The sequence below is a fragment of the Sodalis sp. CWE genome, from assembly GCF_019646055.1.
Lineage (GTDB): Bacteria > Pseudomonadota > Gammaproteobacteria > Enterobacterales > Enterobacteriaceae > CWE.
Genome location: NZ_JAESFE010000002.1, coordinates 42,315 through 68,640, shown reverse-complemented (window position 1 = coordinate 68,640; position 26,326 = coordinate 42,315). Strand labels below are relative to the sequence as shown.

The window sequence follows — 26,326 nt, the reverse complement described above, 5'->3', positions numbered from 1 at the left end:
TATGAAAACAAGGAAACGAGCACTCACTTCGCGCCCGTTTCCAAAAAAGCAAAGCAAAACTTCTTATTTTCTATTCTATTTTCGATAAGATGCTACCTGGTTGTCCAAACGTTGATTAGCTCGAGTAGCGTGATCTTTGGCAGATTGTACATCTGAACGAAGAGCATTTATATCATTATTCATTTGATCAGTTTTAGCATTCAAAGTCTGAACGTCAGAGAATAGTTGATCAACTTTAGAACTATTGGAACAACCAATCAGCAGAATCGAGCAAAGCGTTACTACTGTTCCTAGTGCTAATTTAGTGTGATTCATTAATTAAGTACCTCTTCAATAAATTAATTTCTAAAATTATATTAGAAAATTTCCTTTTCAATGATTTTATAATGATTTGATAATAAAAATCAAGCTTGCTAGGTTGTTTTACATTAAATCCTTACGTATATATACATTTCATAAATTATGAATATAATTTATAAAAATAAACTAAAGGATGACTTAATTTTTAAGGAAAATTAATTCTTTTTAGTTAATTTACTTCACTAAATAGAATACCAATATTTCTCTTTATTAGGTAATGCTGAAATTGAATTTTTAGATAAAAAATCTATAATTTTTTGACTGAAAATTTGGACTACTTTAAAATAGAAAATAGAAGACTGATGCGTCCGAGTGGATTCGAACCACTGACCACCGCCACGTCAAGGCGGTGCTCTAACCAACTGAGCTACGGACGCAAAAACAATAATTTCTACCCTTAATTGTATGATCGATAAAAATTTTGTTTGCAAAATACATTTTTTCTATTTCTTAGTAGCGATAAAAATTTTTTGTGGATGAATACAATATAGAATTTTAATGAACTAGGTTAATTTTTGCAAGATAAATGTATCTTTTCAAGGACAATTTTCATTAAAAATTAAATTAATCTTTGTTCGTGCGTATATCAATCAAAGTTTGTTGCTAACAAACACCTTATGTAAAATTTTTAAGAATATTTATTATTTGATTGATAATTTGTATTATGTATTCCATTTCGCTTGGGAAGCATTATTCATTGAGAAATATAAATATATAATTTGGCACATTTTAATTCTATTGGATTAAAATAATTTATTTTTCGTGAGCTTAACTAACTTTTATAAAAAATTAAAGATAAAACAATCCTTATATAGGCTTTACTACAAAAAGATGATAAATTTAAATTTAAGCAATACTTTTGAACAATACTATAAACCCATAAGATAGATGTTTAGTTTCTTGTTCGCAAGAACTATCGATTTAATGCAAAATTGAGTAAAGAAAAGAGAAATTAAAATAGGAAAATCCCGATTTTGATTAAAAATGATGAATAAAAAGATTGTCATATCGTTATGATAATTTTAATTATTTGAATTTAAAAAATTTTAAATATGATTTTTACCAAAAATATCCGTAAAAAATTTCTTTAAAGGTATTTTTAAACTTTTTTAAATAAAATGATAAGATGTATAATATAAAAAAGTTAATGAAATTACCTCTTATTTTAATAATTTAGATAAAATAAAATGTTTACAGGAATCGTTCAGGCCATTGCACCTATCGTCTTTATTGATAAAAAAAATCATTATCAAACGCATTTTGTTAAATTTCCGAGATCGTTACTATCGAATTTGATCGTCGGTGCTTCAGTAGCTCATAACGGTTGTTGTTTAACGGTAACTAAAATTTCAGATAATATTATCTGCTTTGATTTAATACAGGAAACAATTAATTTAACTAATCTAGGGGAACTTTCTATTGGAGATGAAGTAAATATAGAACGAGCAGTTAGTTTACAAACAGAAGTTGGTGGTCATCTTATGTCTGGACATATTACATGTACAGCGAAAATAAATAAGATCTTGCATTTAGAAACATGTTGCCAAATGTTGTTTTCTATAACAGATCAAGCATTAATGAAATATATTTTATATAAAGGTTATATCGGAGTTGATGGTATTAGCCTCACTGTTGGAAGTGTGTTTAGTAATTCTTTTCTTGTACACGTAATACCTGAAACGTTATCACGTACTACACTTGGAAAAAGGAAAATTAACGATAAAGTAAATATCGAGATTGACGCGCAAACAAAAGCAATTGTTGATACTACAGAAAGAATTCTGACATCACATACTTTTACTTAGAAAGAAATTTATCCTGTTGCCTATGTTGCTTACAAGTAACAAGTTAGTTAATCGTAATTAATTTACATAATTTGATATAAATCAAGTAAATTTAAAATATAATGCCGTCTATATTTTGCGCTTTATTTAAAATTTTTTAATTTTTAAAAAAATGTAATAAAATTTTTCTGCATAAAGAATACGATTCTGCCTTTCGCTTTCTTCTTTGCTATTTAAATAGAATAAGTTGACAACAATTAATATATTCAAATTCAATTTTTAATTAAAAAAAAGAGATTAATTATTTTTTTTCAACTCACTTTATTTTTTTTAACTAATCAACTTTATGCAATAAATAATGTTATTGCTATATTAAAGTTTAAAAACAATAAAATTATTTTTCTAGAAAACTTTTTAAATATTAAACGTTCTAAAACGAAGAAATTTTTCTACTAAATTTCATTTTATATTCATAAATATATTTCTTGGTTAATTAGCGATACAGCATAAAAAAATTCTTTTAATTTTCTTAGAAATTTTTTTTAGAAAGATTATGAAGTATATCAGTTAGCCACGATTCAATGAATAATTAAGGAGATTCTTTTTAAGAAAGAAAAAAATTCTATTTTACTACAAATAGGATATTTTTTATACTTGTGTGTTCATTTTCAATGAACCATTATTTTTTTATTTGCTTATTATTCCGAATAATAAATCGTTAATTATGATATTGCTATAATAAAAATAGTTTGGATCTTTGATTTAAAGTATTAAAGCTCAAACATTATTATCAGAATTCTTTTAGAAAGAAATTATTGCTTGCTAGCAAGCAAGTTTCAATATATTACTTTTTTCGTTTTATTTTTTTGAAAGCTATTGATTTATTAAATTAAAAAGCACATCACATGCTTTGTGGTAGAAAAATAAATAATTTTAAAAATGCTCATTTTTCAGGTTTATTTTCTTTTTGAAGAAAAGCTAAATTGATATAATGGAAATTCAGACCACTTTTTTTTCCTCAACTGCTGAAGTAGCATGGATAGATGAGGACAATTGTATTGGATGCGCTAAATGTTCTCAAGTTTGTCCAGTAGATGCAATTATTGGAAGTAAACATACAGTACATACTGTAGTGAGCAGTTTATGTACTGGTTGTAAGCTTTGCATAACTCCTTGTCCTACCGACTGTATTAAAATAAATTCATCAACTTTAGCTTCACGGGGTTGCTTATCAAAAGATTACAGGTAAATTTATACTCTATAAATATTTTCATGAAATTATTATAAATGTTCATTTATGTAATGTATTTATTAATTTCTTCTATGAAGAAAATAATTTTTTGTTTTTATTGAAAAATTATCATTATCTTATAGGTAATCAATTAGAAATAAAATCTTTAATTTCTGCTTTAAAACAACTTTTTAAAAAGTTTTTAATTAAAAATTTGAATTATGTTTTTAATTCTTCATCTTAAAAGAAACTATTATTTAATAATAATTATATTACCGATCTTATTCATAATAAGCCATAAAAAAATATCTAACTATTTTTAATGATTGAATTTAAAATCTATCTATATTCTATTTAGAATAGCGAACATTACATATTTTTAATATTAAGTTTGTCCTATCACTAGCAATTTTATTACAGAATTAAATTAACTTACTAAAATAAATTAGATCTTAATTATATTCTACTTAAATAGCTGTAGTTCAATTAATAATAATTATTGATATCACATAATTTTTATAGGATCGTGTATGAGTTTCTTTAAATAAGAATTTAATTAATGAATTTATTTATTAATAAAGATTAAACTGAATTGATTTTAATCAAGTATAATGAATTCTTTCTTAAAAGAAGTAAGTAACATTATCTGTGATATTCATAATGAAATTATTTTTTACTGTTAAAACTTCATTAAAAATTAGAAAATTTTTATAGTTAAAAATAAGTTATAATTTGGAAATAGAAGATGGCGCTCTTGCTTATTTATAATAAAAGTAACGTTATTCCAAATCAAAATTTTAATTTTTAATAAACTCTAAAGATTAGGAAAATAAAAATTATAATTATACAACTTTTTTTATAAAAAATTGCTTGAGTTAAAGTTCTTTATTTTTATTTGATTAAGTATCAATTAATTTAGTTTTTAATAGAAAATTACTTCTAATAAAATATATACAAGTTAGACTATCAATTTTTTATTGATATGAATATAGAAAATTGTAATAACTACAATCAGTAGCAGCTAGTTCTTCATTATCATAAAGTATTATTAATAGTTCTTTATGAAAATTTACTTGTTTAATATTAGAATAAAATATTTTTGATGTTATCCGTATCGACATTGATTTTTAGATAGAAATTAAATGGTAAGTTAGATGTTGATTTGATAAAACACTTAAACAGATTATGTCTTTTTATTAAATTTTGGCATGTGTCTTCTTGGTAAAGAAGAACTAAAAATAGTCAAACAGTAATGATTATAACGTTTTTACTTTTTTAAAAGTCAGATTAATATTTTTATTTCGTATTAATTTGATTATGTCATCATAAGCTGCATATTGAAAATAACTTCTAAATTTAGAATTAATTTAAACTCAAAGTGAGCTTATTTTTTTAGTTTCTAAAAAAACAAGTGTAAAATATAAAAAGTTTTTGAATGGAGTACAATTCCTTATACGACAAGTTATCCATTGAATTGAAAATAATTACTATCAAATTTAGTGTAAGCTTGCATTTTTTTAATTATATTCATCATAATCCTAGATGAAATCTAGAAGGACCATTCTATAATTTAGAATTTAAATAAGTACTATTTATTTTGATTTTCTTTTTGAAAACTTCGCATTAAGTAATTTTTTAATGAAAAACACTAAAATTAATTTAATAAAAGAATTAAAAAACCGTGAGATAATTGTTCAAATTTCCAACGAAAAACTTTTATCTGAAAGATTAGCAGTTAAACCAATTAAATTGTATTGTGGTTTTGATCCTACTGCAGATAGTTTGCACTTGGGACATTTGATGCCGTTATTATGTTTGAAACGTTTTCAATTATCTGGGCATCAACCAATTATATTAATTGGAGGTGCAACCGGTCTTATTGGAGACCCTAGTTTTAAAATTGGCAAACGTAAAACTAATAGTATCGAAATTATTCAAGAATGGACAGAAAAAATTGAGCGTCAGATATTGACGTTTTTTGATTTTAGCTGCAATAAAAAAAACGTTATGATAATCAATAATTATAATTGGTTCAGATCGATAAATGTTATCTCATTTTTACGAGAGGTTGGTAAACATTTTTCTGTTAACCAAATGATTAATAAAGATGTAATAAAAAATCGGCTTAATCGCGATGGTATAGGAATTTCATTTACTGAATTTTCATACAACCTTCTGCAGAGTTACGATTTTGCTTATTTAAACAAATATTATGGAGTGAGACTACAAATTGGTGGTTCTGATCAATGGGGAAACATTACTTCTGGAATTAATTTAACGCGTCGATTATGCCATAAAAAAGTCTTTGGCTTAACGATTCCTCTGATCACCAAATCGAATGGTATTAAATTTGGAAAAACTGAAAATGATACTATTTGGCTAGATTCAACTAAAACCAGTCCTTATAAATTTTATCAGTTTTGGGTTAATGTTGCTGATAGTGACGTATTCCGCTTTTTAAGATTTTTTACTTTTCTTCACCCTGATGAAATCAATGAATTTTTGCAAAAAAATTATAATAAAGATACACCGTTATTTGCTCAACGTCTTCTTGCAGAAGAAGTAACTCGTATTGTGCATGGTGATCATGGATTGACAACGGCGAAGCGTATTACTAAAAGTTTATTTTTAGGAACATTAAAAGATCTAACTGAAAACGATTTCATTCAACTAGCAAAAGACGGAATACCGACAGTTAAACTTAAACACGATATGAATTTACAGCTTGCACTGGTAGCGGCAAAGCTTGCGCCTTCACAAAAACAAGCACGTACCTTAATAAGGTCTAACGCTATCTCGGTTAACGAAAAAAAACAAATCTCAGAAAATTATATATTCGAAGAATCTGATAGACTTTACAAAAAATATACACTGATACGTCGTGGAAAAAAGCATTTTTGTCTTCTTAATTGGGTTTAAGAAGGTTTAGATAGACAAAATTCCAACTTTAATCAAAAACAATAAAAGTAGATTTAAGCATGTACCATCTCTCTCAGAGTGAGATTTTTTAAATAAAAAAATGTATTATTGATACGTTAAATAGTTGACCTTCTTAAATCTAAGAAAATTAATTAGCAAATTTGCTAAAACTCATCTTTTTTATTGTTTTTTTGATTATATTCACATAAATCTTCAATTAAGCAAGAATCGCAACGCGGTTTGTAGGCCCTACAAGTATAGCGTCCATGCAAAACAAACCAATGATGACAGCTTATCTTGAATTCATTTGGAACAAAAATTAACATTTTTCTTTCTACTGCTTCCACTGTTTTTCCTATTGCAAAGTTAGTTCGATTTGCAACACGAAAAACATGTCTGTCCACCGCAATAGTAGGCCAGCTAAAAGCAACATTTAGTACTACATTTGCAGTTTTTCTACCGATACCTGGTAACGCCTCTAATGCTGCAGGATCTTGCGGCACTTCCCCAGAGTATTTCTCCAATAATATTTGACAAATTTTAATAATGTTTCCTGCTTTTTTATTAAACATTCCTATTGGCTTAATATATTTCTTAATCGACTCAAGACCTAGCTCTAACATACTATGTGGTGAGTTGGCTAGTGAAAAAAGTGGTCCAGTAACACTATTAACTTTTTTATCGGTAGTCTGCGCTGATAGCATTACTGCAATAAGAAGTTCAAATGGCGAACGATATGTTAACTCAGTAGTAGAAGAAAAACTTTCATTTTGCAATCGATATAATATTTCGTATCGTTTATTTTGATCCATTGTTGAATTTAATAATTGTATTAGTAATCTTCTTTTGAAGAAAATTTTTATATGTAAATAGATTATATCAAAAGATATTTTTGATAAACTAATAAAAATTTTGCTCTAATTAAAGTCATTTATAATAGAGTTTTATTCTTTACAAGCTTTAAATGGAAAAATTCAATAACAAACGTATGTATAAACAAAACACATGTTTATAATTTATTTCCTATGAAATAAAAAATAATAGTAGCTATCTTCGTTACGAAATACAAAAAACCTAGCCGTTTCTCTTTTTTAAAGAGGGTCAAGGTTGTAAGTTAGAAATTAATTTTTCTCAAAAATAAAACAACAGTAAAGATCATTCTTTAATAAGAAGAGATTATTTTTAGTATGACTTTTTACAGAAAATTTCTTAGAAATTTTAATCAATTTAATTAAGTTGTTAATGTTTATCTATAAAAACAATCTATCTGTCTAAGAAGGAGATAATTATTTAATAAACAATTTCATTTTATTTATCAGAGGGGTTTATTCTTTCTTAAGAAGAAAAGTCTGTTTGTTATAGTTCCTGTCTTGGAGATAATTTTTATTTTTTTTGGTAACTTTTTAAATTTAAGAATAAGAAGACATAAATTTCTTCTTATTCTTAAATTGAAGAATGATAATTTTTATTCGCATTTTTTTAAAACAAAAAAAATAGTTTATAAGTATTTTTTTGAAATTAAACTTTATTGTTCTTTTTAATACAAAATCATGAAAATTAAATAATTTTTTTACTTAAAAGGTTTTTTATCTTTATTTAATAAAGAAGATTACTAATTAGTTTCAGAAAAAAAATATTATTGCATATTATTAAATAGTCTGAATGTTGAAAATATTCAGCTTTGTTTTATTAGACTAAAGTTTTTCATATTAAAATTCCTAATAAAATTTCCATGTTGAATGTCATGAAGAACATTTAAGTTATTTTTCCTTTTTAATGGAAATTAGAAATAAAAATAAATTCAACTATTTAAATCAAAATAAATAAGTGATTTTATAAGAGATAAAATTTTAATTTCTTAGAGCTTTAATTTAAAAGACCTGATAAATATCTTCTACTTTATCAATAAATACTGTCTTTAATAGACAAATTTTACTTCTTGTTAAGAATATAATTCTATGTTAGAGTAATTAATTAATTTTTTTTAAAAATCATGGTTGAACAAAATGAGTTTTGCTCCTTAAAAGCCCGGTTTCGCGGATTTTATCCTGTTGTCATTGATGTTGAAACTGCAGGATTTAATTCTGAAACAGATGCTCTTTTAGAAATTGCTGCTATGACGTTGAAAATGGATAATAGTGGCTGGTTACAAGCGGACTCTTCTCTGCATTTTCATATTAATCCTTTTCCAGGAGCGAAATTACAACCAGAAGCGTTATCTTTTAACGGTATCGACCCAAAAAATCCTTTGCGTGGTGCAATTAACGAATATGACGCACTGCGCAAGATTTTTGAAATGATTGATATAGGTATTAAAAGCTGCAATTGTAACCGTGCTATTATGGTTGCTCATAATGCTGCATTTGACCACAGTTTTTTAATGGCTGCAGTTGCTCGAACTTCCTTAAAACGTAATCCTTTTCATCCGTTTGTCACTTTTGATACAGCTGCTCTTAGCGGTTTAGTATTAGGTCAAACTGTTCTAGCTAAGGCTTGTGCTGTCGCTGGAATTTCTTTCGATAGCAACGAAGCTCATTCTGCATTATACGATACTGAACGAACTGCAGTATTGTTTTGTGAGTTAGTTAATCGTTGGAAACGTCTTGGTGGTTGGCCGATTATAGAATCGTTATAACATACGTCTCACAAAATTTATTTTTTATACTATTAAAAATAGAATTTTTAAAATCGTATTTCATTTATTTTTGTAGGTTGTGCTTTTCTATGGAAGCTTTGATAAGCGATTGCAATTCACCACATCGATACATTTCGATGATAATATCACATCCACCGATTAGTTTTCCATTTATCCACAATTGTGGAAAAGTAGGCCAGTTAGCAAATTTTGGTAATTCAGCACGAATATCAGCGTTTGATAATACATCAATGTAAGCAAAACGTTCACCACAAGAAGAAAGTATGCGTACCGCTTTGGCAGAAAATCCACAGTTTGGTAATGTTGGTGAACCTTTCATATACAAAATAACTGGATTATCATTGATTTGTTTTTTTATTTTTTCAAGTACTGTAGACATGATAAGTTCCTTAATTTAAGGTATATTTTTTATTAGATTAGAATTTTTTATAGAAAAAATCAAATTATGAATAATATTAAGCATTAAAATTAATATCAATAATTTCTTTTTCACAAATAAAGAATTTTTTTCTTTTTTAAAATGATGAGAGCTAATTATAATTAGGCAGTTAAATGTCGTTAACAGTATTGACTAACTGAATTAGCTTTAAAGATAAATTTCATCAATGAATATAGTTTTTCTGTTGTACAAGAAGTAGTAATTATATTTATATATAAAATATAATTATAACTATTTATAAATTGGTGATACTGCAATTCTTATCAGTTTTTATCTATATTTGACTACTCTTCCTTAAGAGGAAATATATTTATAGTAAAGATTACTAGCAATTTCTTATTTTTTATAAGTTCTCGTAAAGAAGTTTTTTATTCTCAAATAGCGAAAGTCAACTATAATGAGTCCGGTGAGTGATTAATAATAATATCGTTAAAAAGATCATTATTTAATAAATAAACTTAATCTTTTATTAAGAATAGAGAAAATTTTCTTTTTAATTTTTATTAACTAAATCGAAATAATTTTTGATAAAAACTAATAAAAATAGATATATTTCTAAACTATTTATCTATTACTTTTAACAAAAACTGATTTTTGTTAATTGATACTTTATATCAACTTAATTAAACAAATGCATTTAAAATTTTGTATATTATAATTCTTTCAAATATTTTGAAAATTATACGATGTATAAAATATTTTATTCTCAATTTAATGATTAAATTAGATAAATGAAATAATTAAAAATACTTGTTTAGTTATAATTTTAATATATTATCATGAGTCCTTTTACTTTGAGGAAGCTTAATTAAACTCTTTTAGAGAGATATTTTTTGAAAATTTTCATAAAATCATTATAAATAAAAATGGTTATACAACTAAAGAATCCAGGATTGCATCTACTAATGAATTTCATTTTTTAATAAAAAATAAGTTGAATATTTTTTCTTTTGAGAAAGATCATTCTCACTAAGTATCAATATGATTTGTCTTATAAAAATTAAATTGGAATTTATTATTCATTAAATAATAAACATTTTTTATTTAGTATCTCTCTAAGAGAGAGCGTTATTTAAGTTGAGAGTTCAAAAATGACAGATGAATTGTGCGCCAAACAAATCAGTCAATTAATTACCCCTAATATGCTTATCTCTTCCTTTCCGTTAAGCGCAGTAATGAAAGAAAATATATTAAAGGCCCGTCAACGTATCGGAAATATTTTATGCGGTAATGATCCTCGATTACTAGTTATCATAGGCCCTTGTTCTATTCATGATGTTGATGCTGCATTAGATTATGCACGTCGTTTGAATTTGTTACGTATTAAGTATCAAAGTCGATTAGAAATTGTCATGCGTACATATTTTGAAAAACCACGCTCTATAGCAGGTTGGAGAGGGTTAATTGCAGATCCTGGAATAGATAATAGTTTTCGTATAAATGATGGATTAAAAATCGCAAGACAATTACTACTTGCAATTAATACTTTAGGTCTGCCAAGTGCAACTGAATTTTTAGACATTATAATAGGTCAATATATTATCGATTTAATTAGTTGGGGAGCAATTGGAGCACGTACTGCCGAAAGCCAAGTTCATCGGGCAATGGCATCTGCAATGCCTTGCCCGATTGGTTTCAAAAATAATACAGATGGAAACATTCAAATTGCTATTAATGCTATACGTGCAGCGCGTTCTTCTCATTTTTTTTTATCTCAAAATAAAAAAGGTCAAATTACAGCTTATCGAACTAAAGGCAATAAACACGGACATATTATTATGCGTGGTGGGGCAGTGCCTAATTATCAAAAACAAGACATCACAAACGCCTGTATACAATTAGCATCGTTTGGGTTACCTTCTCATTTGTTAGTAGATTTCAGTCACGGTAACTGTCAGAAACAATATCTTCATCAGTTAAAAGTTGCACACTCCTTATGTGAGCAGCTTCAAAGCAATCATCGTCAAATAGTGGGCGTAATGATCGAAAGTAACCTAGTTGAAGGAAATCAAAAACCTTTTTCTGATTTACCTTTAATTTACGGTCAATCAGTTACAGATGCTTGTCTTGGCTGGGATGATACTGAACAACTGATAATCTTATTAAATAAAATGGTTAGTTGTCGTTTTAACAGATAAATATTATTCTCAGATAGGTCTAAAAATCATAAATATTTATTTTACAACCGATCAGATTATATACAATCATTAAAAACTACTTTTTTAAAATGAAAAACGAGTATTCCCTTTCTTTTTCGTTTTCCTGACATTACTACCATGAATTGATTTTTGTAATCAATAATATTTTATTTTAATTATCAGAAGAAAACTATGCGAGGTGACAAATAGCGCGTGTACTTTAAACGATCTGCTTTTTTCAAAAAGCTAAGTAAATTGAATTATTTCAATTTCAATGATCAAATATAAGTTTGTTGCAAAAAAATTAAAAAAAGGATCGTAAGAGTAAAATTTTACTAGCATCCAAATGCTATATCTACACAATCTGAAATTTTTTCATTTGTTAACATATGTTTAATCTTTAGTCTGAACGATCTTTTTTTTCGAAAGAAAATTTATTTCTATTTTAAATCAGAAAAATATTGCATAATTCTCATGAAAACAACACAGATAATTGTAGTCTTTAAGAATTTCGTCCACTTTTACACGAAAGGAAAAAGTTACAAAAAATTTAATGAAAAAACTTGCAATTAATACTCGTTTTTTTATATATAAAAACGTATTTTTTTAGTGAATTAAAAAAATTAGTCTGATGTTTATTGCTTAATAGCCGTTAATATTAACTTTTTTACGATTTAATTAGTAATCAACTCTCGCATAAACAAAAAACGAATGTTTCGTTATGTCAATGAACATCTAAGGTACATGACTAATTAAAAATTACTAATAAAGCTATTTATAGCGTTCCAATTGATTATCGACCTCTAAAAATAATACGACCTTTACTTAGATCATATGGAGTCATTTCTATAGTAACTTTATCTCCAGTTAAGATACGAATATAGTTTTTTCGCATTTTACCAGAGATATGTGCAGTGACCGTGTGTCCATTTTCTAACTCTACTCGAAACATAGTGTTAGGCAGTGTATCTAACACAACTCCTTGCATTTCGATGTTGTCTTCTTTAGCCATTTCTTCCTCAAACGTAAACGCAATCTAGCATTGGCATAGCATTTTACTAAATAACTTAAATAATTTCAATGTAATAAAAAATAATTGCATTATTATTTTTTTAACTCTATGATGAAAATAAAACTAGCAATCGAAAAACTATTCAGTTAAATTAAATCAAAAACAAACAGTAAAACACTATAACACGGGTTATTTCTTTTTTAAAATTTACTTGCTTAGATGGTGCAATGCACATGATTTCTTTGTTAGAAGAAATCTAGTAATCAATAAATAAATTTATTAAATATTTATTTATTGAATTTGAATTTAAAAAAATAACATACCATCTTTACTAACTTTTTGAACAGATCACACACCCACCATATTAAACCTTTTTATACGAACAAAAAGCTTTTTTCTTCGAAAAGTTTTATGCAACTAATAACTTTACAGCTTGCAATACTGTAAATAAGTTTTTTTTAATCGGGCTTCGATCTTTACTTTAGAGAATAAACTAAAGATAAATCTTTCCGATACTTAAGATCGGCTATCGAGATATTTTTCTGCGTCAATTGCTGCCATACAACCGCTTCCAGCGGAAGTAACCGCCTGACGATAATGCCAATCGGTTACATCACCCGCTGCAAAGACACCTGAAACTGAAGTAGCAGTTACATTTCCGTTAATGCCAGAATGTATGCATAAATAACCATTTTTCATTACTAATTGATTTTTAAAAATCTTACTATTTGGACTGTGTCCAATGGCAATAAATATTCCAGCAACTTCCAATCTTGTATAAATGTTTTTAGCTCCTCCTTTAAGGAGGACTCCAGTAACATTTTTTTTGTTTCCTAACACTTCTTCCACAGTAGAATTAGTATGCAAGATAATTTTGCCACTATTAACTTTATCCATCATTCTTCTAATAAGGATTTTTTCTGAACGAAAAGTACTACGACGATGAATTAAATGCACTTCTTTAGCTATATTAGCCAAATATAACGCTTCTTCAACTGCAGTATTTCCGCCACCAACTACTGCAACTTTTTCGCTATGATAAAATAGCCCATCACAAGTTGCACAAACCGAAATCCCTTTTCCTTTATAAGCTTCCTCAGATGGAAGCCCAAGATAACGTGCTGAGGCACCAGTAGCAATAATTAGAGCATCGCAAGTATATGTGCCAATTTCACCAACAAGACGAAACGGATAAACTCGAAGATTAGCTTGAATAATCTGATCAGAAATAATCTTCGTATTAAACTTTTTGGCATGAGTCAACATGCGGTCCATTAGTAATGGACCACTTAATCCATCTGGATCGCCTGGCCAGTTTTCTACTTTATCAGTCATTGTTAATTGACCACCTTTTACTACGCCAGTAATTAATACCGGATTCAAATTTGCACGTGCAGCGTAAATTGCAGCAGTACAACCAGCTGGGCCCGATCCAAGTATCAACAGCTTACTATGTTGATTCATTTTTAGTATGTATCCGTTTTTTTGTTTGTTCTGATATATGTTTTATGATCAAAAGATTGACTCAAAAACTGAAATGTTTAGCAAAATTGTAAATGTGCGAAAAATTTTTAATTAAATAATTTAATTACCTTCAATACGCCAAGAAATAAAATGTGCTACGTATTTTTTATATATATTTGAAATGGAGCTTTCTAAGCTACGCAGCGAAAAAATTTGAAGTTAAATCATATTATTTCATTTGACTATTTAGATATTTAGTACTATTTTTCAATTTGCTTCTTCCAATGGGGGATCTTATTAAGATATATGAAATATATCATAATATAAAATATTTGTGGAAACCCTTTTAAAAGAGGAGAACTTTGTAAGAATCGCACGATATGTATTTGCTTGAAAGCTTGTACTTATAAGCTAATCATGATATATCGAAAAAACAATAATTTATTGATAAATATAAATAATTCGGACTTTTTAAAACAACCTCAAACTGAAAAATATTTATAACAAGCAGTTCAGAAGGTTTTATCACAACGAACTGAGCTCTTTCTTAATTAGGAAACTTGGAAGCTAATCGAAGGCTAATAATTATACAATTAAGGACCAAAGTGGTATCTTTTGGCTAATTTAGCTTATACTTAAAGAAATTAATGCAATGCTAAATTTTAAAATTAACGTGTTTCAGAATTTGGGTCAATCATAAAAGCATATAGTAAAGTTCACTACATAGGTTCGCTTTTTTTAGTCATGTGCTATTATTTCTTCTCTTTAAGAAAGAATTTTTCTGAAAATTTATGTATTGTTAAAGATCAAAATACCATTAAATATATAAAGTAGTCGCATGGCTATAAAATCAACAACATAACTTCTGTCAAACAGAATGACATATTCTTATAAGTTATTCGTTATAACTGCAATATAGAGAAACTTTTGAATCGTAAAGACAACTTTTACAAAGTACTTAGTAATAGATTTTTTGTGGTCGTATTGATTTTTTTAAGTGTATTTTCAATTTGTTTGATGATAGCTTTGATTAATTCTATTACTATTTCTGATCAGAAAAGTCCACCAAACATTTATCTTTATAATCATAATAATTCTGTCCTCAATTTTTACATTGAAATAGGAACAGTTATTGCCAAATCTTTATTTTTTTATTTTGGGACTTTGTCCTACATGATACCGCTTATTGCGATATTTTTCTTTTGGAATGTTTTTATTATGAAAATAAATAGAAATTTTGCATATCTATTTAGTAGATGTGTACTCCAATTACTTGGAAGTATAATGTTACTGTTTAGTTCTTGTGGGATATTTGCATTGCATGTTAATAATCCTTTTTTTTTCAGTGGAGGATTAATTGGAAGCTTATTAAGCAATACTATGCTTTTAAAACATAATAACGCTGAGGCTACCACAGTTTTTTTATGTATCTGGGTATTTGGACTAATTCTCTTCTCTAAGAGAGTGTGGTTAATAATTAAAAGAACAGCTGGAATAATTGCAATTAATTGCATAACTTTTTTCTTTAGTCATAAGCGAAAAAATTCTTTACGATGCTCTATAGTTAATAGGGCTGTGATATATAATCAAAATCTTCTAAAGACCTATCAACAAAAACATATAAGTTCATCGTCCTTTTTCTTCAAAAATACCAATTATATTAATCATAGTTTGTTCAGAATTCATCCAACAAAGGTATTTAACGATAAAAATACTTTTTCAGATAATGCAGCTTCTTCCTTGAAGATATATACTCTTCCGCGTCAGAAATGGTTACCCTCCTTGACAAGAAAAGGTTTTGTGAAAAATAATCAACATATAAATAACGCTGCGAACTTAATAACTTTTTGTGGTCTCAATAAAATACAAGAAAGCATTAGAGCTAAAAAAACTACTAGACAAATGGCATCTAATACTAAGAGTTACATTCAAACAATAAAAAATTTTATGCGATTTTTTTTTTCTAGGAAAGACTATCCCAATCTAGCAATTAAAATAGATTCTAAATTAGAAGAAACTTCTTCCAAACAGGGGTTCATTTTTACCAGAATAAAATTCAGGGCCATTTCGTGTAAAGTTAAAATTTATCCACGACTATGGTACCTAAAAAACGATAATGACGATCAATATAATGTAGACTTTCCTCCGATTGGTTCCTTATCAAAATCTATGCACTCTCCGCTAAGCAAGAAAATAAAACAACAAGATAAATCATTTACTATAATAGAAAAAATTTCTAGTCAAGAGGAATTTCCACAACAGAACATTTCTAATGAAAGTGACGCTGCTTTATATACAAAAAAAAAATTACCAATGTATAATCGTTCTTTTCTAATTCCTTACCAAAGGAAAAGAAAACCTATCAAAAGATCTTCACAAGAACTACCATCCGTGGATCTTCTTCTGAAACCGAAGAAGAAAGAAAAGGAATCGCTTAACACGGCATTACTGACACAAATAACGCATCTTATAGAAACTCGACTAGCTGATTATCGTATTAAGGCAAAAGTTGTTAATGTTTCTGTAGGGCCAGTTGTTACTCGATTTGAATTAGATCCAGCTCCTGGCATAAAAGCCGTGCAGATTTCTAATTTGTCCGTTGATTTAGCACGCGCTTTATCAGTTGCATCGGTTCGAGTGATAGAAGCGATTCCTGGTAAGCCTTACATAGGTTTAGAATTACCTAATGAAAAACGACAAATAGTTTATTTACGTGAGGTAATTGAATGTGACGTTTTTCGTAAAAATAGATCTCCACTAACTTTAGTTCTTGGTAAAGATATTAGTGGCCAACCTGTAATAGCTGATTTGGAAAAAATGCCACATTTATTAATAGCAGGAACAACTGGATCTGGAAAATCAGTAGGAATTAATGCTATGCTTATGAGCATACTCTATAAAGCAACTCCAAAAGAAGTACGTCTTGTCATGATCGATCCAAAAATGTTGGAGTTATCTCTATATAAAGGAATTCCTCATTTGTTAACAGAAGTTATCACCAATACAAAGTGTGCTGTTGATGTATTACATTGGTGCATTATTGAAATGGAACGGCGCTATAAATTAATGTCAGCACTTGGAGTACGGAATTTAGTTAATTTTAATGAATACATCCAACATGCAAAAATAGAAAAAAAATCATTATCAAATTCTTTCTGGAAAAAAAATGACAATACAACAGAAATGTATCCTCTTTTGGAAAGACTACCTTATATCGTGGTGATAATAGATGAGTTTTCAGATTTAGTTATGGTGATTAAAAAAAAAGTAGAAGAACTAATTGTTCGTTTAGCACAAAAAGCAAGAGCAGCGGGCATTCATTTAGTGCTTGCAACCCAGCGTCCTTCAGTAAATGTTATCACTGGACTTATCAAGGCTAATATCCCAACACGAATTTCTTTTACCGTTTCTAGCAAAATTGATTCTCGTACTATTCTTGATCAAATTGGTGCTGAGTCATTACTTGGTGAGGGAGATATGCTTTATTTAGCCTCTAACTCTTCATTACCTTTGCGTGTACATGGTGCGTTTGTACATGATGAAGAAGTACTTGCAGTTGTACAAGACTGGAAGTCCCGTAAAACTTCATAATTTAATATTAGATGATTAATGATATTTCAATATTAAAATAAAACAATTCAATTTGCTGATTAAAAAATAAAACTAATTTCCTTCTTTTATAAGAAGGAGATTTTCTAATTGTACTTAGTTACATATTTTTCTCTTTTAAGAAAAAATTATTGAGCCAATAAAACTGCATAATTAATTCTCTTAAAAACTTTTTGGTGAATATTTTAGTTAGATTTAGTAATACATGGGTTTATTTTCTTCTTTAAGAGAAGAGTTTTTCTTTCTTCTTAAAGAAGAATCAATTAACTTAAATTTAGTTTTTAGAATTCTTTGAGAAAGTTTTTAATGTTATCTATTCCATAATAGTTCTCTTTAAGTAGAACATTGCAATAATTTGTAAGTTCGCTATTAGGAGGAATAGAGATGAAAAAACAATTAAAAATTATTTTTTCATTCATTTTTGTATTTATTTCGTTTTTGTCGAAAACATTGGCGTATACCAATGATGCTAAAATTTTTCAAAGTCGTCTAAATCAAATTCATAGTTTTCGTGCCGAATTCACTCAAAAAATAATTGATACTGAAGGGAATTGTTTACAAAAGAGTGTAGGAGTTTTAACGATAAAACGACCTAATTTATTTATTTGGCATACAACTATTCCTGATGAAACTATATTAATATCTGATGGTAAAACTCTTTGGTTTTATAATCCATTTATTGAACAAGTAACAGCTAATTGGTTAGAGGATGTTTCCGTTCATGTACCATACTTATTAATAATAGGTGACACTACTAACTTGTATCAGTACAATATAAAAAAAAAAGATGATAATTTTTATTTGATCCCAAAATCTAACCGTATAGATTTAAAAAAAATTAAAATCACAATCTCTATTAGAGGAATCATTACTAATTTTTCTCTCATAGAAAAAAACGGACAGCAAAACATTATTGAAATAATAAATCAAAAAAACAGCCAGATTAAAGACACAGAATTTCATTTTATTATACCTAAAGGTGTAATATTAGACGATCAACGCTGAATAGCGATTAAAAACTGGCTCAAAAATCTCCAAGGAGAAACTAAAAAATAATTATCATATCGCTTTGTATACAAGGACATTATATGCTTGATCCAAATTTACTGCGTAATGCACTTGAAATGGTTGCAAAAAAATTGGCTAGAAGAAAATTTAATTTAGATATAAAAACTTTTCGCCAAAAAGAAGAGCGTCGTAAGGTTCTTCAATCAAAAACTGAAATTTTACAAGCAGAACGAAACGCTCGTTCTAAAATAATAGGTGTTGCAAAATTTCGAGGAGAAAATATTGAGTCACTCCGACAGGAAGTTAAGCAATTATGCAAACGTTTAAAGTCTATAAAAATAGAAGCTTCCACTTTGCAACACGAAATTATTGACTATATGCTTTCGTTGCCTAATATTCCAGACGATGAAGTACCCAACGGACAAGATGAAAAAGACAATTTAGAAGTAATGCGTTGGGGAGATACAAATAAACAAAACTTTCCCGTCCGTGATCATCTAGAGATAGGAGAAATTGCTGGAGAAATTGATTTTCCTTCTGCGGCAAAATTAACCGGTACTCGATTTGTAGTAATACGTGGTCAAATAGCCCATTTACATCGTGCTTTAATTCAATTTATGCTGGATCTTCACACTGAGAAGCATGGTTATGAAGAACACTATTTACCTTATTTGGTTAATAAAAATTCACTCTATGGAACTGGACAATTACCGAGATTTTCTGAAGAATTATTCTTTACTTCGTCATTTAACCACAAAGAAGAAAAAATAAATAAAAATTTATATGCACTGATTCCAACTGCAGAAGTACCATTGGTTAATCTGATGCGCAACAAAATAATCGAAGAAGATGCATTACCTATAAAAATGACTGCTCATACTCCATGTTTTCGTTCTGAAGCTGGTTCTTATGGAAGAGACACCAAAGGTCTAATTCGGCTACATCAATTTGAAAAAGTTGAAATGGTCCAGATAGTAACACCACAACAATCAATGCAAGCTCTAGAAGAAATGACCAATCATGCTGAAAAAGTCCTACAGATTTTACAACTTCCATATCGAAAAATACTACTATGTGCTGGTGATATGAGTTTTTCGTCATGCAAAACATATGATTTAGAAGTTTGGTTTCCAGCTCAAAATACCTATCGCGAAGTTTCTTCATGTTCTAATATTGGTAATTTTCAGGCTAGAAGAATTCATGCTCGTTATCGAAGTAAAAAAGACAAAAAACTAAGACTAATACATACATTAAATGGATCTGGACTTGCAATTAGTCGTACATTAGCAGCGATTCTAGAAAATCAGCAACTAGCTGATGGACGTGTTGTTGTACCAGTAGCGCTTCGTTCGTATATGAAAGGAATGACATATATTTGTTGTGAAAAATTATTTTAACACAATAAAAAGCCTTTCTATCTTTTTTCTCATATAGGTTATAAATCTGTATTTCACTATTACTTTAATAAATTTCAAGTAGTAAAGTTTAAGAGACATTAAAAGTTAATCTTCTATATACTGAAGCAAAAATAAGTGGTTACTTTGTAAAAAGTACAACAATTAGTAGCTGGAGTGGAATAATTATTTTTTATTAGTCAGTAGTCACTGAATGCTCATCAAATCTTCTAAAACATTTCACCTTATTAAACACATTAAGAAGAATCTTAAAAAAAAGAAAGAAGCTTTACATATTCACTCTATTCTATAGAAATAGAAATTTCCAAATAAAAATAATTATCAAATTCTTTATTTAGAATATACATTACTAATGTTTTAGGTTCTTAAATTTAGGGAAATTAGTTATCATTGATCTAATCAATTAGAATCTAATTGATTAGATCAATGATATATTGCGATAAAATATCAATTGTCTACTTAAAAAGGTTTCAACTTACTATTGAAAGTATTCCAATAAATTTTGATACAAGATTGTAAATCGAAGCTGAAATGTTATTTAGTCCATCATATAACTATTGACTATCTTCTGTTTTTAAATAAAAATTTTCGCCTCTAACAAAAATTTGATTTTTTCTAATTATTAAATAATCAAAACAATAAATTTAAAACTGGTACAACGAATATAGCTTCAAACTTATCTAACAATTGGAAGTTTTTGAGCTACGTTTTCTGCATTTATCGTTAAAATATAATAGTTTTATTTCGATTCGAGTACTATTACGATAATACACCAGATAATATTACTATCAATAGTAGTTAAGTTTTCTCAGTTAAGATTTTTTAATGCAAATTTTATTTTTGTATAAGATTATTATCTTTCATAATTTTTGATTATCTTTAATACAGGTCATGGTGGAACTTTAATGAATCCAGTATTTAATTTTAGTTCAGGTCCAGCGATGATTCCTACTGAAGTATTACATAAGGCAAAACAAGAATTATGTAATTGGCATGGTCTTGGTGCATCAGTTATGGAAATAAGTCATCGTAGTGAAGAGTTTCTTGAAGTAGCTCAGTCTTCTGAGCAGGATCTACGAGAATTGCTAACAATTCCTGATAATTATGAAGTTTTATTTTGCCAAGGCGGTGCACGTGCGCAGTTCTCTGCAGTGCCGATGAATTTATTAGGCCAATTTACTTGTGCTGATTATATTAGTGGAGGTTATTGGTCACGTAGTGCAATAAAAGAGGCTCAAAAATATTGCTATCCTCAAGTAACTGATATTACCACCGAGATAGATGGTTGTCGCGCGGTTAAATCAATGGATGAATGGACATTGTCATCAAATAGCGCTTACGTACACTACTGTCCGAATGAAACAATTGATGGTTTGTCCATTGATGAATTACCACATTTCAAAGATCGAGTAGTGGTAGCAGATTTTTCTTCCGCAATTTTATCACGCCCACTGAATGTTAATCATTTTGGCGTAATCTACGCTAGTGCACAAAAAAATATTGGACCATCTGGTCTTACATTAGTTATTATACGCAAAGATTTACTTGATCGTTCAATGAAACAACTTCCGTCTGTGTTTAATTATGATATTTTAACTAAAAATAAATCTATGTTTAATACGCCTCCAACATTTGCTTGGTACTTATCTGGACTAGTGTTCAAATGGTTAAAATCTCAAGGCGGTTTAGTGGAGATGGAGAAACGAAATCGAGCTAAAGCTGCTTTATTATATCGTAGTATCGATGAAAATGATTTCTATCGTAATACCATTGCACATTCAAACCGTTCCTGCATGAATGTTCCATTTCAATTGAAAGATAGTAGATTAAACAAGCTCTTTTTAAAAGAGTCACTAGCATCTGGATTGCGAGCACTAAATGGACACCGAGTGGTAGGGGGCATGCGTGCTTCTTTGTATAACGCTATGCCGATCAAAGGTGTGCAAGCGTTGGTAAATTTTATGCTTAGATTTTCTCGTCGCTATGGTTAAATACTAGGATAATTTTAGATCTTAGAATGCATTGTTGAAATAACAAAAAATAAAAGGAAGCCAATAAATAGTATGCGCTATTTCATACACATATGAAGAGCACTTTAACCTTAAATGCAATTAAATTCGTTAATGGTGCCATTGATTTGCCTGGTTCTAAGAGTATATCTAATCGTGCTTTATTATTGGCGGCACAGGCACAAGGTACTACGTGTCTGAAAAATCTTTCCAATAGCGATGACATTCGTTATATGTTAAAGGCGCTTAGTCAACTTGGTGTAAACTATCGCTTATCAAAAAATCATCGTAATTGTGAAATTGATGGCTTAGGTGGTCCTTTATTTTCAAAATCAAAGCCTACTTTATTTCTTGGTAATGCAGGCACTGCTATGCGTTCGTTAACTGCCGCGCTTTCACTACGAAAGCAAGATATCATTTTGACAGGAGAACCTCGCATGAAAGAGCGTCCTATTGGACATTTAATTGATGCATTACGTCAGGGAATGGCTCGTATTGAGTATATTAAAAAAAATCATTATCCTCCAATCCGTTTGTTAGGAGGGTATCAAGGTGGAGATATTACTATCGATGGCAGCATTTCCAGTCAATTCCTTACCGCACTACTAATGATGGCTCCAATGGCAAAAAAAAGCGGACGTATCTTCGTTTTAGGAAAATTAGTTTCTCGTCCTTATGTCGATATTACTCTTTCATTAATGAGAAATTTTGGTGTTGAAATACCACACGATAATCATAAGATATATTATATCCCCGGTGGGAAAATATATCAGTCTCCTGGCAATTATTTAATAGAAGGAGATGCCTCCAGTGCTTCATATTTTTTGGCAGCCGCGGCAATTCGTGGTGGTACTGTACGTGTGATAGGAGTAGATCAATCTAGTATACAAGGTGATATTTACTTTGCTAAAATCTTAGAAAAAATGGGTGCAATAATCCGTTTTGGAAAAAATTACATTGAATGTAGTCGATCTGAGTTGAACGCGATTAATATGGATATGAACCATATACCTGATGCAGCTATGACTGTTGCAGTTACTGCTTTATTTGCTAAAGGTGGAACTACTATGATACGTAACATTGCTAACTGGCGAGTAAAAGAAACAAATCGATTAACAGCGATGGCTAAAGAGCTAAGAAAAGTAGGTGCAATCGTATACGAAGGAAGGGATTATATATCAGTAACGCCTCCTGCTAAATTAGTCACTGCTCGTATTCAAACATATAATGATCATCGCATGGCAATGTCTTTTTCACTAATAGCAATGTCCGATATTCCCGTAACCATTCTTAATCCGCAATGTACACATAAAACCTTTCCGGATTTTTTTGTTAAGTTAGCAACATTAACTACATCAATCGCAACTACTCAAATTGAACTTGATTCTTAAATATAAAAAATCTAAGTTTTACTTTCAAGGTAAAAATAATGATCTTTATAACTCCAGTAGTCACTGTTGACGGGCCAAGTGGTTCAGGAAAAGGAACTCTTTCTAAAGCGTTAGCAGCAGAATTACAATGGAATTTTTTGGATTCAGGCGCGATTTATCGGACATTAGCACTAATTACTATACGTCATCAAGTAGATATAACTGTAAATAATGAAGCAAGAATAGCTTCTCTTGCTGCATATCTTAACGTTCATTTCAAAAATGAACAAGGAAAATTCAGCATCCTTTTAGAAGGAAAAAAGATTGATAAAATCATTTATAATGAAGCTGTTGGAAATATTGCGTCAAAAATAGCTGTATTTCCACGAGTGCGAAAAGCGCTATTACAATACCAAAAAAAATTCCGTATTATACCAGGATTAATTGCTGATGGAAGGGACATGGGTACTATTGTGTTTCCAGATGCATCATTAAAAATTTTTCTTGATGCTTCATTAGAAGATAGAGCAAAGCGTCGTACGCAACAGTTGCAAAAAAAAGGCTTTAATGTTAATTTTAACGATGTTCTATTTGAAATAGAAAAACGAGATTATCGAGATAGTAAGCGCACTATAGCACCATTAATTCCAGCAGTTGATGCTGTAGTTCTTGATTCTACTAATCTAACTATTGATGAAGTAACAAAAAAAGCGCTAGAATACATTAGCCAGGCTCTGGACTTATATGATGAAAAATAAACAGGATCACCAATAAACCAATGCTAAAAATATAATCAAATTATCGAAAATTTACTATAAGAAAAATAACCTTTCTTTTGAAAAGAAAGGATCCATTTTCAACAAAAAGTCACTGAATATCCATTTCAGATAAAATATTGAAGACTATTAAAAATGAAAGAATCTTTTGCCCTTCTCTTTGAAGAATCTTTAAAAGAAGTAGAAATATGTCCTGGTTCTATTATTCGCGGAACCATTGTATCCATTGCAAAAGACTTAGTTTTAGTTGATGCAGGACTAAAATCTGAGTCTGCTATTCCGATAGAGCAGTTTCGTAATGCTCGTGGAGAACTTGAAATTGAAATAGGTGATCAAATTGACGTTGCATTAGACACGATTGAAGATGGTTTTGGCGAAACAATACTTTCTCGTGAAAAAGCTAAACGCTATGAAACTTGGATCATGCTTGAAAAGGCATATGAAAAATCATCCATTGTTAGTGGAACTATTAGCGGAAAAGTAAAAGGCGGATTTACCGTTGAATTAAGTGGCATTCGTGCATTTCTCCCAGGTTCTCTTGTTGATACACGACCTATTAAAGATGCTCTTCATTTAGAAGGAAAAGAGCTTGATTTTAAGGTAATTAAACTAGATCAAAAGCGCAACAATGTTGTGGTTTCTCGTCGCGCTATTATTGAATCTGAAAGTAGTGTTGAACGCGATCTTCTATTAAAGAATTTACAGGAAGGTATAGAAGTTAAAGGAATTGTTAAGAATCTTACTGATTATGGTGCGTTTATTGATTTAGGTGGTATTGATGGGTTACTTCACATTACGGATATGGCTTGGAAGCGTGTAAAACACCCAAAAGAAATTGTAGATATTGGAAAGGAAATTACTGTTAAGGTACTAAAATTTGATCGTGAACGAACTCGAGTTTCACTAGGTCTAAAACAGTTGGGAGAAGATCCATGGATCGCAATTGCTAAACGTTTTCCAGAAGGAACACGTTTGATTGGTCAAGTTACAAATCTAACAGAATACGGATGTTTTGTTGAAATCGAAGAAGGTGTTGAGGGTTTAGTGCATGTTTCTGAGATGGACTGGACTAATAAAAACATTCATCCTACTAAAGTGGTTAACTTAGGTGATAAAGTAGAAGTTATGGTTTTAGATATCGATGAGGAACGCCGTCGTATTTCTCTTGGATTGAAACAATGCAAAACAAATCCATGGAAAAAATTTTCTGAAGCTTATAATAAAGGTGACTGTGTCAAAGGAAAAATTAAGTCAATAACTGACTTTGGAATTTTCATTGGACTAGAAGGAGGCATAGATGGTTTAATTCATTTATCTGATATTTCCTGGGATTCAATTGATGAAAAAGCTGTAAAAGAGTATAAAAAAGGTGACGAAGTCAAAGCAATAGTATTGCAAGTTGACCCAGAAAGAGAACGTATTTCTTTAAGTATAAAACAATTAAATGAAGATCCTTTTAACAACTATCTTTCTTTATATAAAAAAGGAGATATTGTTACTGGACTTGTAAAGTCAATTGAAGAAAAAAGTGCTATAATTGAGTTAGAAAATAATATTAAAGGATGTTTGCGTGCATCAGAAGCTTCAAATGAATGTATTGAGAATGTTATGAAAGGTATAAATGTTGGGGATAGATTAGAAGCAAAATTTATTAGTATTGATCGAAAAAATAGGATAATCAATTTATCCAAGTTACCAACTAATGCTTCGAACGACATCTCTAACACTATGGAAGAAGAAAAAGACAGTATTTTTAATACAATGGTGAAAGCTTTTAAAGCTGCAACTAAAGACGATAACAACCAATAATAAATAAATTAAATAGAGAGAAAAAAATAGTATCTAAAAAAAAGTAGTCGTTAATGTTTTTATATTTCTACCTGAAAGTATTTGCAGATTGAAAAAACGAAAATTTTTAGAAAAGTTTTTAATTTCACATAGAAAAATTACTTCAACATGAAAGATAAATTCCATTCAGCTAACGTTATAAATTTTAGGTTTTGGTCCAATTTCTTATTTTGTTGAATTCTATAAAAGATAGGTTATTTTATAAATTTGTAAACGGTTATGAAATTTTATCTGAACTGACTTAGATTATTCAATTAGCGTTCCATATATGAAGTTATTCATTTATAT

At 29.0% G+C, this 26,326-nt stretch carries 15 protein-coding genes, 1 tRNA gene and 3 pseudogenes; 13 read left to right on the top strand and 6 right to left on the bottom strand.

The features are described from left to right. Positions 1-75: 75 nt before the first annotated feature. Positions 76-315 carry a major outer membrane lipoprotein gene (locus JK145_RS02550; protein ID WP_220665315.1) on the bottom strand — a complete coding sequence of 80 codons (240 nt, stop codon included), beginning with the start codon at positions 313-315 and terminating at the stop codon, positions 76-78. 348 nt (positions 316-663) lie between these two features. Further along, positions 664-737, bottom strand: a tRNA-Val gene (locus tag JK145_RS02545). Positions 738-1,547: 810 nt separating this feature from the next. On the opposite strand from JK145_RS02545, the gene JK145_RS02540 reads away from it, so the two are divergent. The 3 genes and pseudogenes from JK145_RS02540 to tyrS all read left to right on the top strand — a co-directional run bounded on the left by JK145_RS02540 (position 1,548) and on the right by tyrS (position 6,294). Further along, positions 1,548-2,165 carry a riboflavin synthase subunit alpha gene (locus JK145_RS02540; protein ID WP_220665314.1) on the top strand — a complete coding sequence of 206 codons (618 nt, stop codon included), beginning with the start codon at positions 1,548-1,550 and terminating at the stop codon, positions 2,163-2,165. Between the two features lie 1,006 nt (positions 2,166-3,171). Then, positions 3,172-3,342: pseudogene (locus JK145_RS02535) on the top strand (RnfABCDGE type electron transport complex subunit B); the annotation flags it as partial. Positions 3,343-5,013: 1,671 nt separating this feature from the next. Beyond that, positions 5,014-6,294, top strand: a complete 1,281-nt coding sequence (tyrS, locus tag JK145_RS02530; protein ID WP_220665312.1) for a tyrosine--tRNA ligase — start codon at positions 5,014-5,016, stop codon at positions 6,292-6,294. 164 nt (positions 6,295-6,458) lie between these two features. On the opposite strand, the gene nth is transcribed toward tyrS, so the two are convergent. Further along, the gene (gene nth, locus JK145_RS02525; RefSeq protein ID WP_220665311.1) at positions 6,459-7,106 is read right to left on the bottom strand and encodes an endonuclease III; all 648 of its coding nucleotides are present in this window, start codon (positions 7,104-7,106) and stop codon (positions 6,459-6,461) included. A gap of 1,181 nt (positions 7,107-8,287) precedes the next feature. Here nth and rnt point away from each other — a divergent pair. Next, positions 8,288-8,929 (top strand): ribonuclease T, encoded by a 642-nt coding sequence (gene rnt, locus JK145_RS02520; RefSeq protein ID WP_220665310.1) that lies wholly within the window; start codon positions 8,288-8,290, stop codon positions 8,927-8,929. A 64-nt stretch (positions 8,930-8,993) separates the two neighbouring features. Here the strand turns inward: rnt and grxD are convergent, their stop codons facing one another. After that, positions 8,994-9,329, bottom strand: a complete 336-nt coding sequence (gene grxD / locus JK145_RS02515) for a Grx4 family monothiol glutaredoxin (protein WP_220665309.1) — start codon at positions 9,327-9,329, stop codon at positions 8,994-8,996. A 1,151-nt stretch (positions 9,330-10,480) separates the two neighbouring features. Between grxD and JK145_RS02510 the strand changes: the two genes are divergently transcribed. Beyond that, positions 10,481-11,527: a 3-deoxy-7-phosphoheptulonate synthase gene (locus JK145_RS02510; protein ID WP_220665308.1), complete on the top strand. Its 1,047-nt coding sequence runs from the start codon at positions 10,481-10,483 to the stop codon at positions 11,525-11,527. A 793-nt stretch (positions 11,528-12,320) separates the two neighbouring features. Here the strand turns inward: JK145_RS02510 and infA are convergent. Together infA and trxB are read right to left on the bottom strand one after the other, a co-directional pair. After that, positions 12,321-12,539, bottom strand: coding sequence for a translation initiation factor IF-1 (gene infA, locus JK145_RS02505; RefSeq protein WP_220665307.1), 219 nt, complete (start codon positions 12,537-12,539; stop codon positions 12,321-12,323). Between the two features lie 516 nt (positions 12,540-13,055). Then, positions 13,056-14,003, bottom strand: coding sequence for a thioredoxin-disulfide reductase (trxB, locus tag JK145_RS02500; RefSeq protein ID WP_220665306.1), 948 nt, complete (start codon positions 14,001-14,003; stop codon positions 13,056-13,058). Positions 14,004-14,978: 975 nt separating this feature from the next. On the opposite strand from trxB, the pseudogene JK145_RS03010 reads away from it, so the two are divergent. The 8 genes and pseudogenes from JK145_RS03010 to rpsA all read left to right on the top strand — a co-directional run. Further along, positions 14,979-15,470: pseudogene (locus JK145_RS03010) on the top strand (DNA translocase FtsK 4TM domain-containing protein); the annotation flags it as partial. A gap of 915 nt (positions 15,471-16,385) precedes the next feature. Continuing rightward, a pseudogene (locus JK145_RS03005) lies at positions 16,386-17,582 on the top strand (DNA translocase FtsK); the annotation flags it as partial. Positions 17,583-17,996: 414 nt separating this feature from the next. Further along, on the top strand, positions 17,997-18,617 hold the full coding sequence (lolA, locus tag JK145_RS02490; protein ID WP_220665305.1) for an outer membrane lipoprotein chaperone LolA: 621 nt from the start codon (positions 17,997-17,999) through the stop codon (positions 18,615-18,617). An 83-nt stretch (positions 18,618-18,700) separates the two neighbouring features. Continuing rightward, a complete protein-coding gene (gene serS / locus JK145_RS02485; protein WP_220665304.1) occupies positions 18,701-20,017 on the top strand; it encodes a serine--tRNA ligase in 1,317 nt (438 codons plus the stop codon). A gap of 923 nt (positions 20,018-20,940) precedes the next feature. Next, entirely contained in the window at positions 20,941-22,026 is a 1,086-nt protein-coding gene (gene serC, locus JK145_RS02480; RefSeq protein WP_220665303.1) for a 3-phosphoserine/phosphohydroxythreonine transaminase, read from the top strand. 92 nt (positions 22,027-22,118) lie between these two features. Beyond that, positions 22,119-23,435 carry a 3-phosphoshikimate 1-carboxyvinyltransferase gene (aroA, locus tag JK145_RS02475; protein WP_220665302.1) on the top strand — a complete coding sequence of 439 codons (1,317 nt, stop codon included), beginning with the start codon at positions 22,119-22,121 and terminating at the stop codon, positions 23,433-23,435. A gap of 38 nt (positions 23,436-23,473) precedes the next feature. Continuing rightward, positions 23,474-24,172 (top strand): (d)CMP kinase, encoded by a 699-nt coding sequence (gene cmk, locus JK145_RS02470; RefSeq protein ID WP_220665301.1) that lies wholly within the window; start codon positions 23,474-23,476, stop codon positions 24,170-24,172. 153 nt (positions 24,173-24,325) lie between these two features. Then, complete coding sequence (gene rpsA / locus JK145_RS02465) at positions 24,326-25,999, top strand: 30S ribosomal protein S1 (protein ID WP_220665300.1); 1,674 nt, start codon at positions 24,326-24,328, stop codon at positions 25,997-25,999. The last annotated feature ends 327 nt before the right edge of the window (positions 26,000-26,326 follow it).

Bases quoted from the DNA above. Each gene is read 5' to 3' on its own strand.
- rnt (WP_220665310.1), top strand. From the start codon at position 8,288: ATGGTTGAACAAAATGAGTTTTGCTCCTTAAAAGCCCGGTTTCGCGGA.
- tyrS (WP_220665312.1), top strand. From the start codon at position 5,014: ATGAAAAACACTAAAATTAATTTAATAAAAGAATTAAAAAACCGTGAG.
- serS (WP_220665304.1), top strand. From the start codon at position 18,701: ATGCTTGATCCAAATTTACTGCGTAATGCACTTGAAATGGTTGCAAAA.
- JK145_RS02510 (WP_220665308.1), top strand. From the start codon at position 10,481: ATGACAGATGAATTGTGCGCCAAACAAATCAGTCAATTAATTACCCCT.
- rpsA (WP_220665300.1), top strand. From the start codon at position 24,326: ATGAAAGAATCTTTTGCCCTTCTCTTTGAAGAATCTTTAAAAGAAGTA.
- trxB (WP_220665306.1), bottom strand. From the start codon at position 14,003: ATGAATCAACATAGTAAGCTGTTGATACTTGGATCGGGCCCAGCTGGT.
- JK145_RS02550 (WP_220665315.1), bottom strand. From the start codon at position 315: ATGAATCACACTAAATTAGCACTAGGAACAGTAGTAACGCTTTGCTCG.
- JK145_RS02540 (WP_220665314.1), top strand. From the start codon at position 1,548: ATGTTTACAGGAATCGTTCAGGCCATTGCACCTATCGTCTTTATTGAT.
- lolA (WP_220665305.1), top strand. From the start codon at position 17,997: ATGAAAAAACAATTAAAAATTATTTTTTCATTCATTTTTGTATTTATT.
- cmk (WP_220665301.1), top strand. From the start codon at position 23,474: ATGATCTTTATAACTCCAGTAGTCACTGTTGACGGGCCAAGTGGTTCA.
- grxD (WP_220665309.1), bottom strand. From the start codon at position 9,329: ATGTCTACAGTACTTGAAAAAATAAAAAAACAAATCAATGATAATCCA.
- nth (WP_220665311.1), bottom strand. From the start codon at position 7,106: ATGGATCAAAATAAACGATACGAAATATTATATCGATTGCAAAATGAA.
- aroA (WP_220665302.1), top strand. From the start codon at position 22,119: ATGAAGAGCACTTTAACCTTAAATGCAATTAAATTCGTTAATGGTGCC.
- serC (WP_220665303.1), top strand. From the start codon at position 20,941: ATGAATCCAGTATTTAATTTTAGTTCAGGTCCAGCGATGATTCCTACT.
- infA (WP_220665307.1), bottom strand. From the start codon at position 12,539: ATGGCTAAAGAAGACAACATCGAAATGCAAGGAGTTGTGTTAGATACA.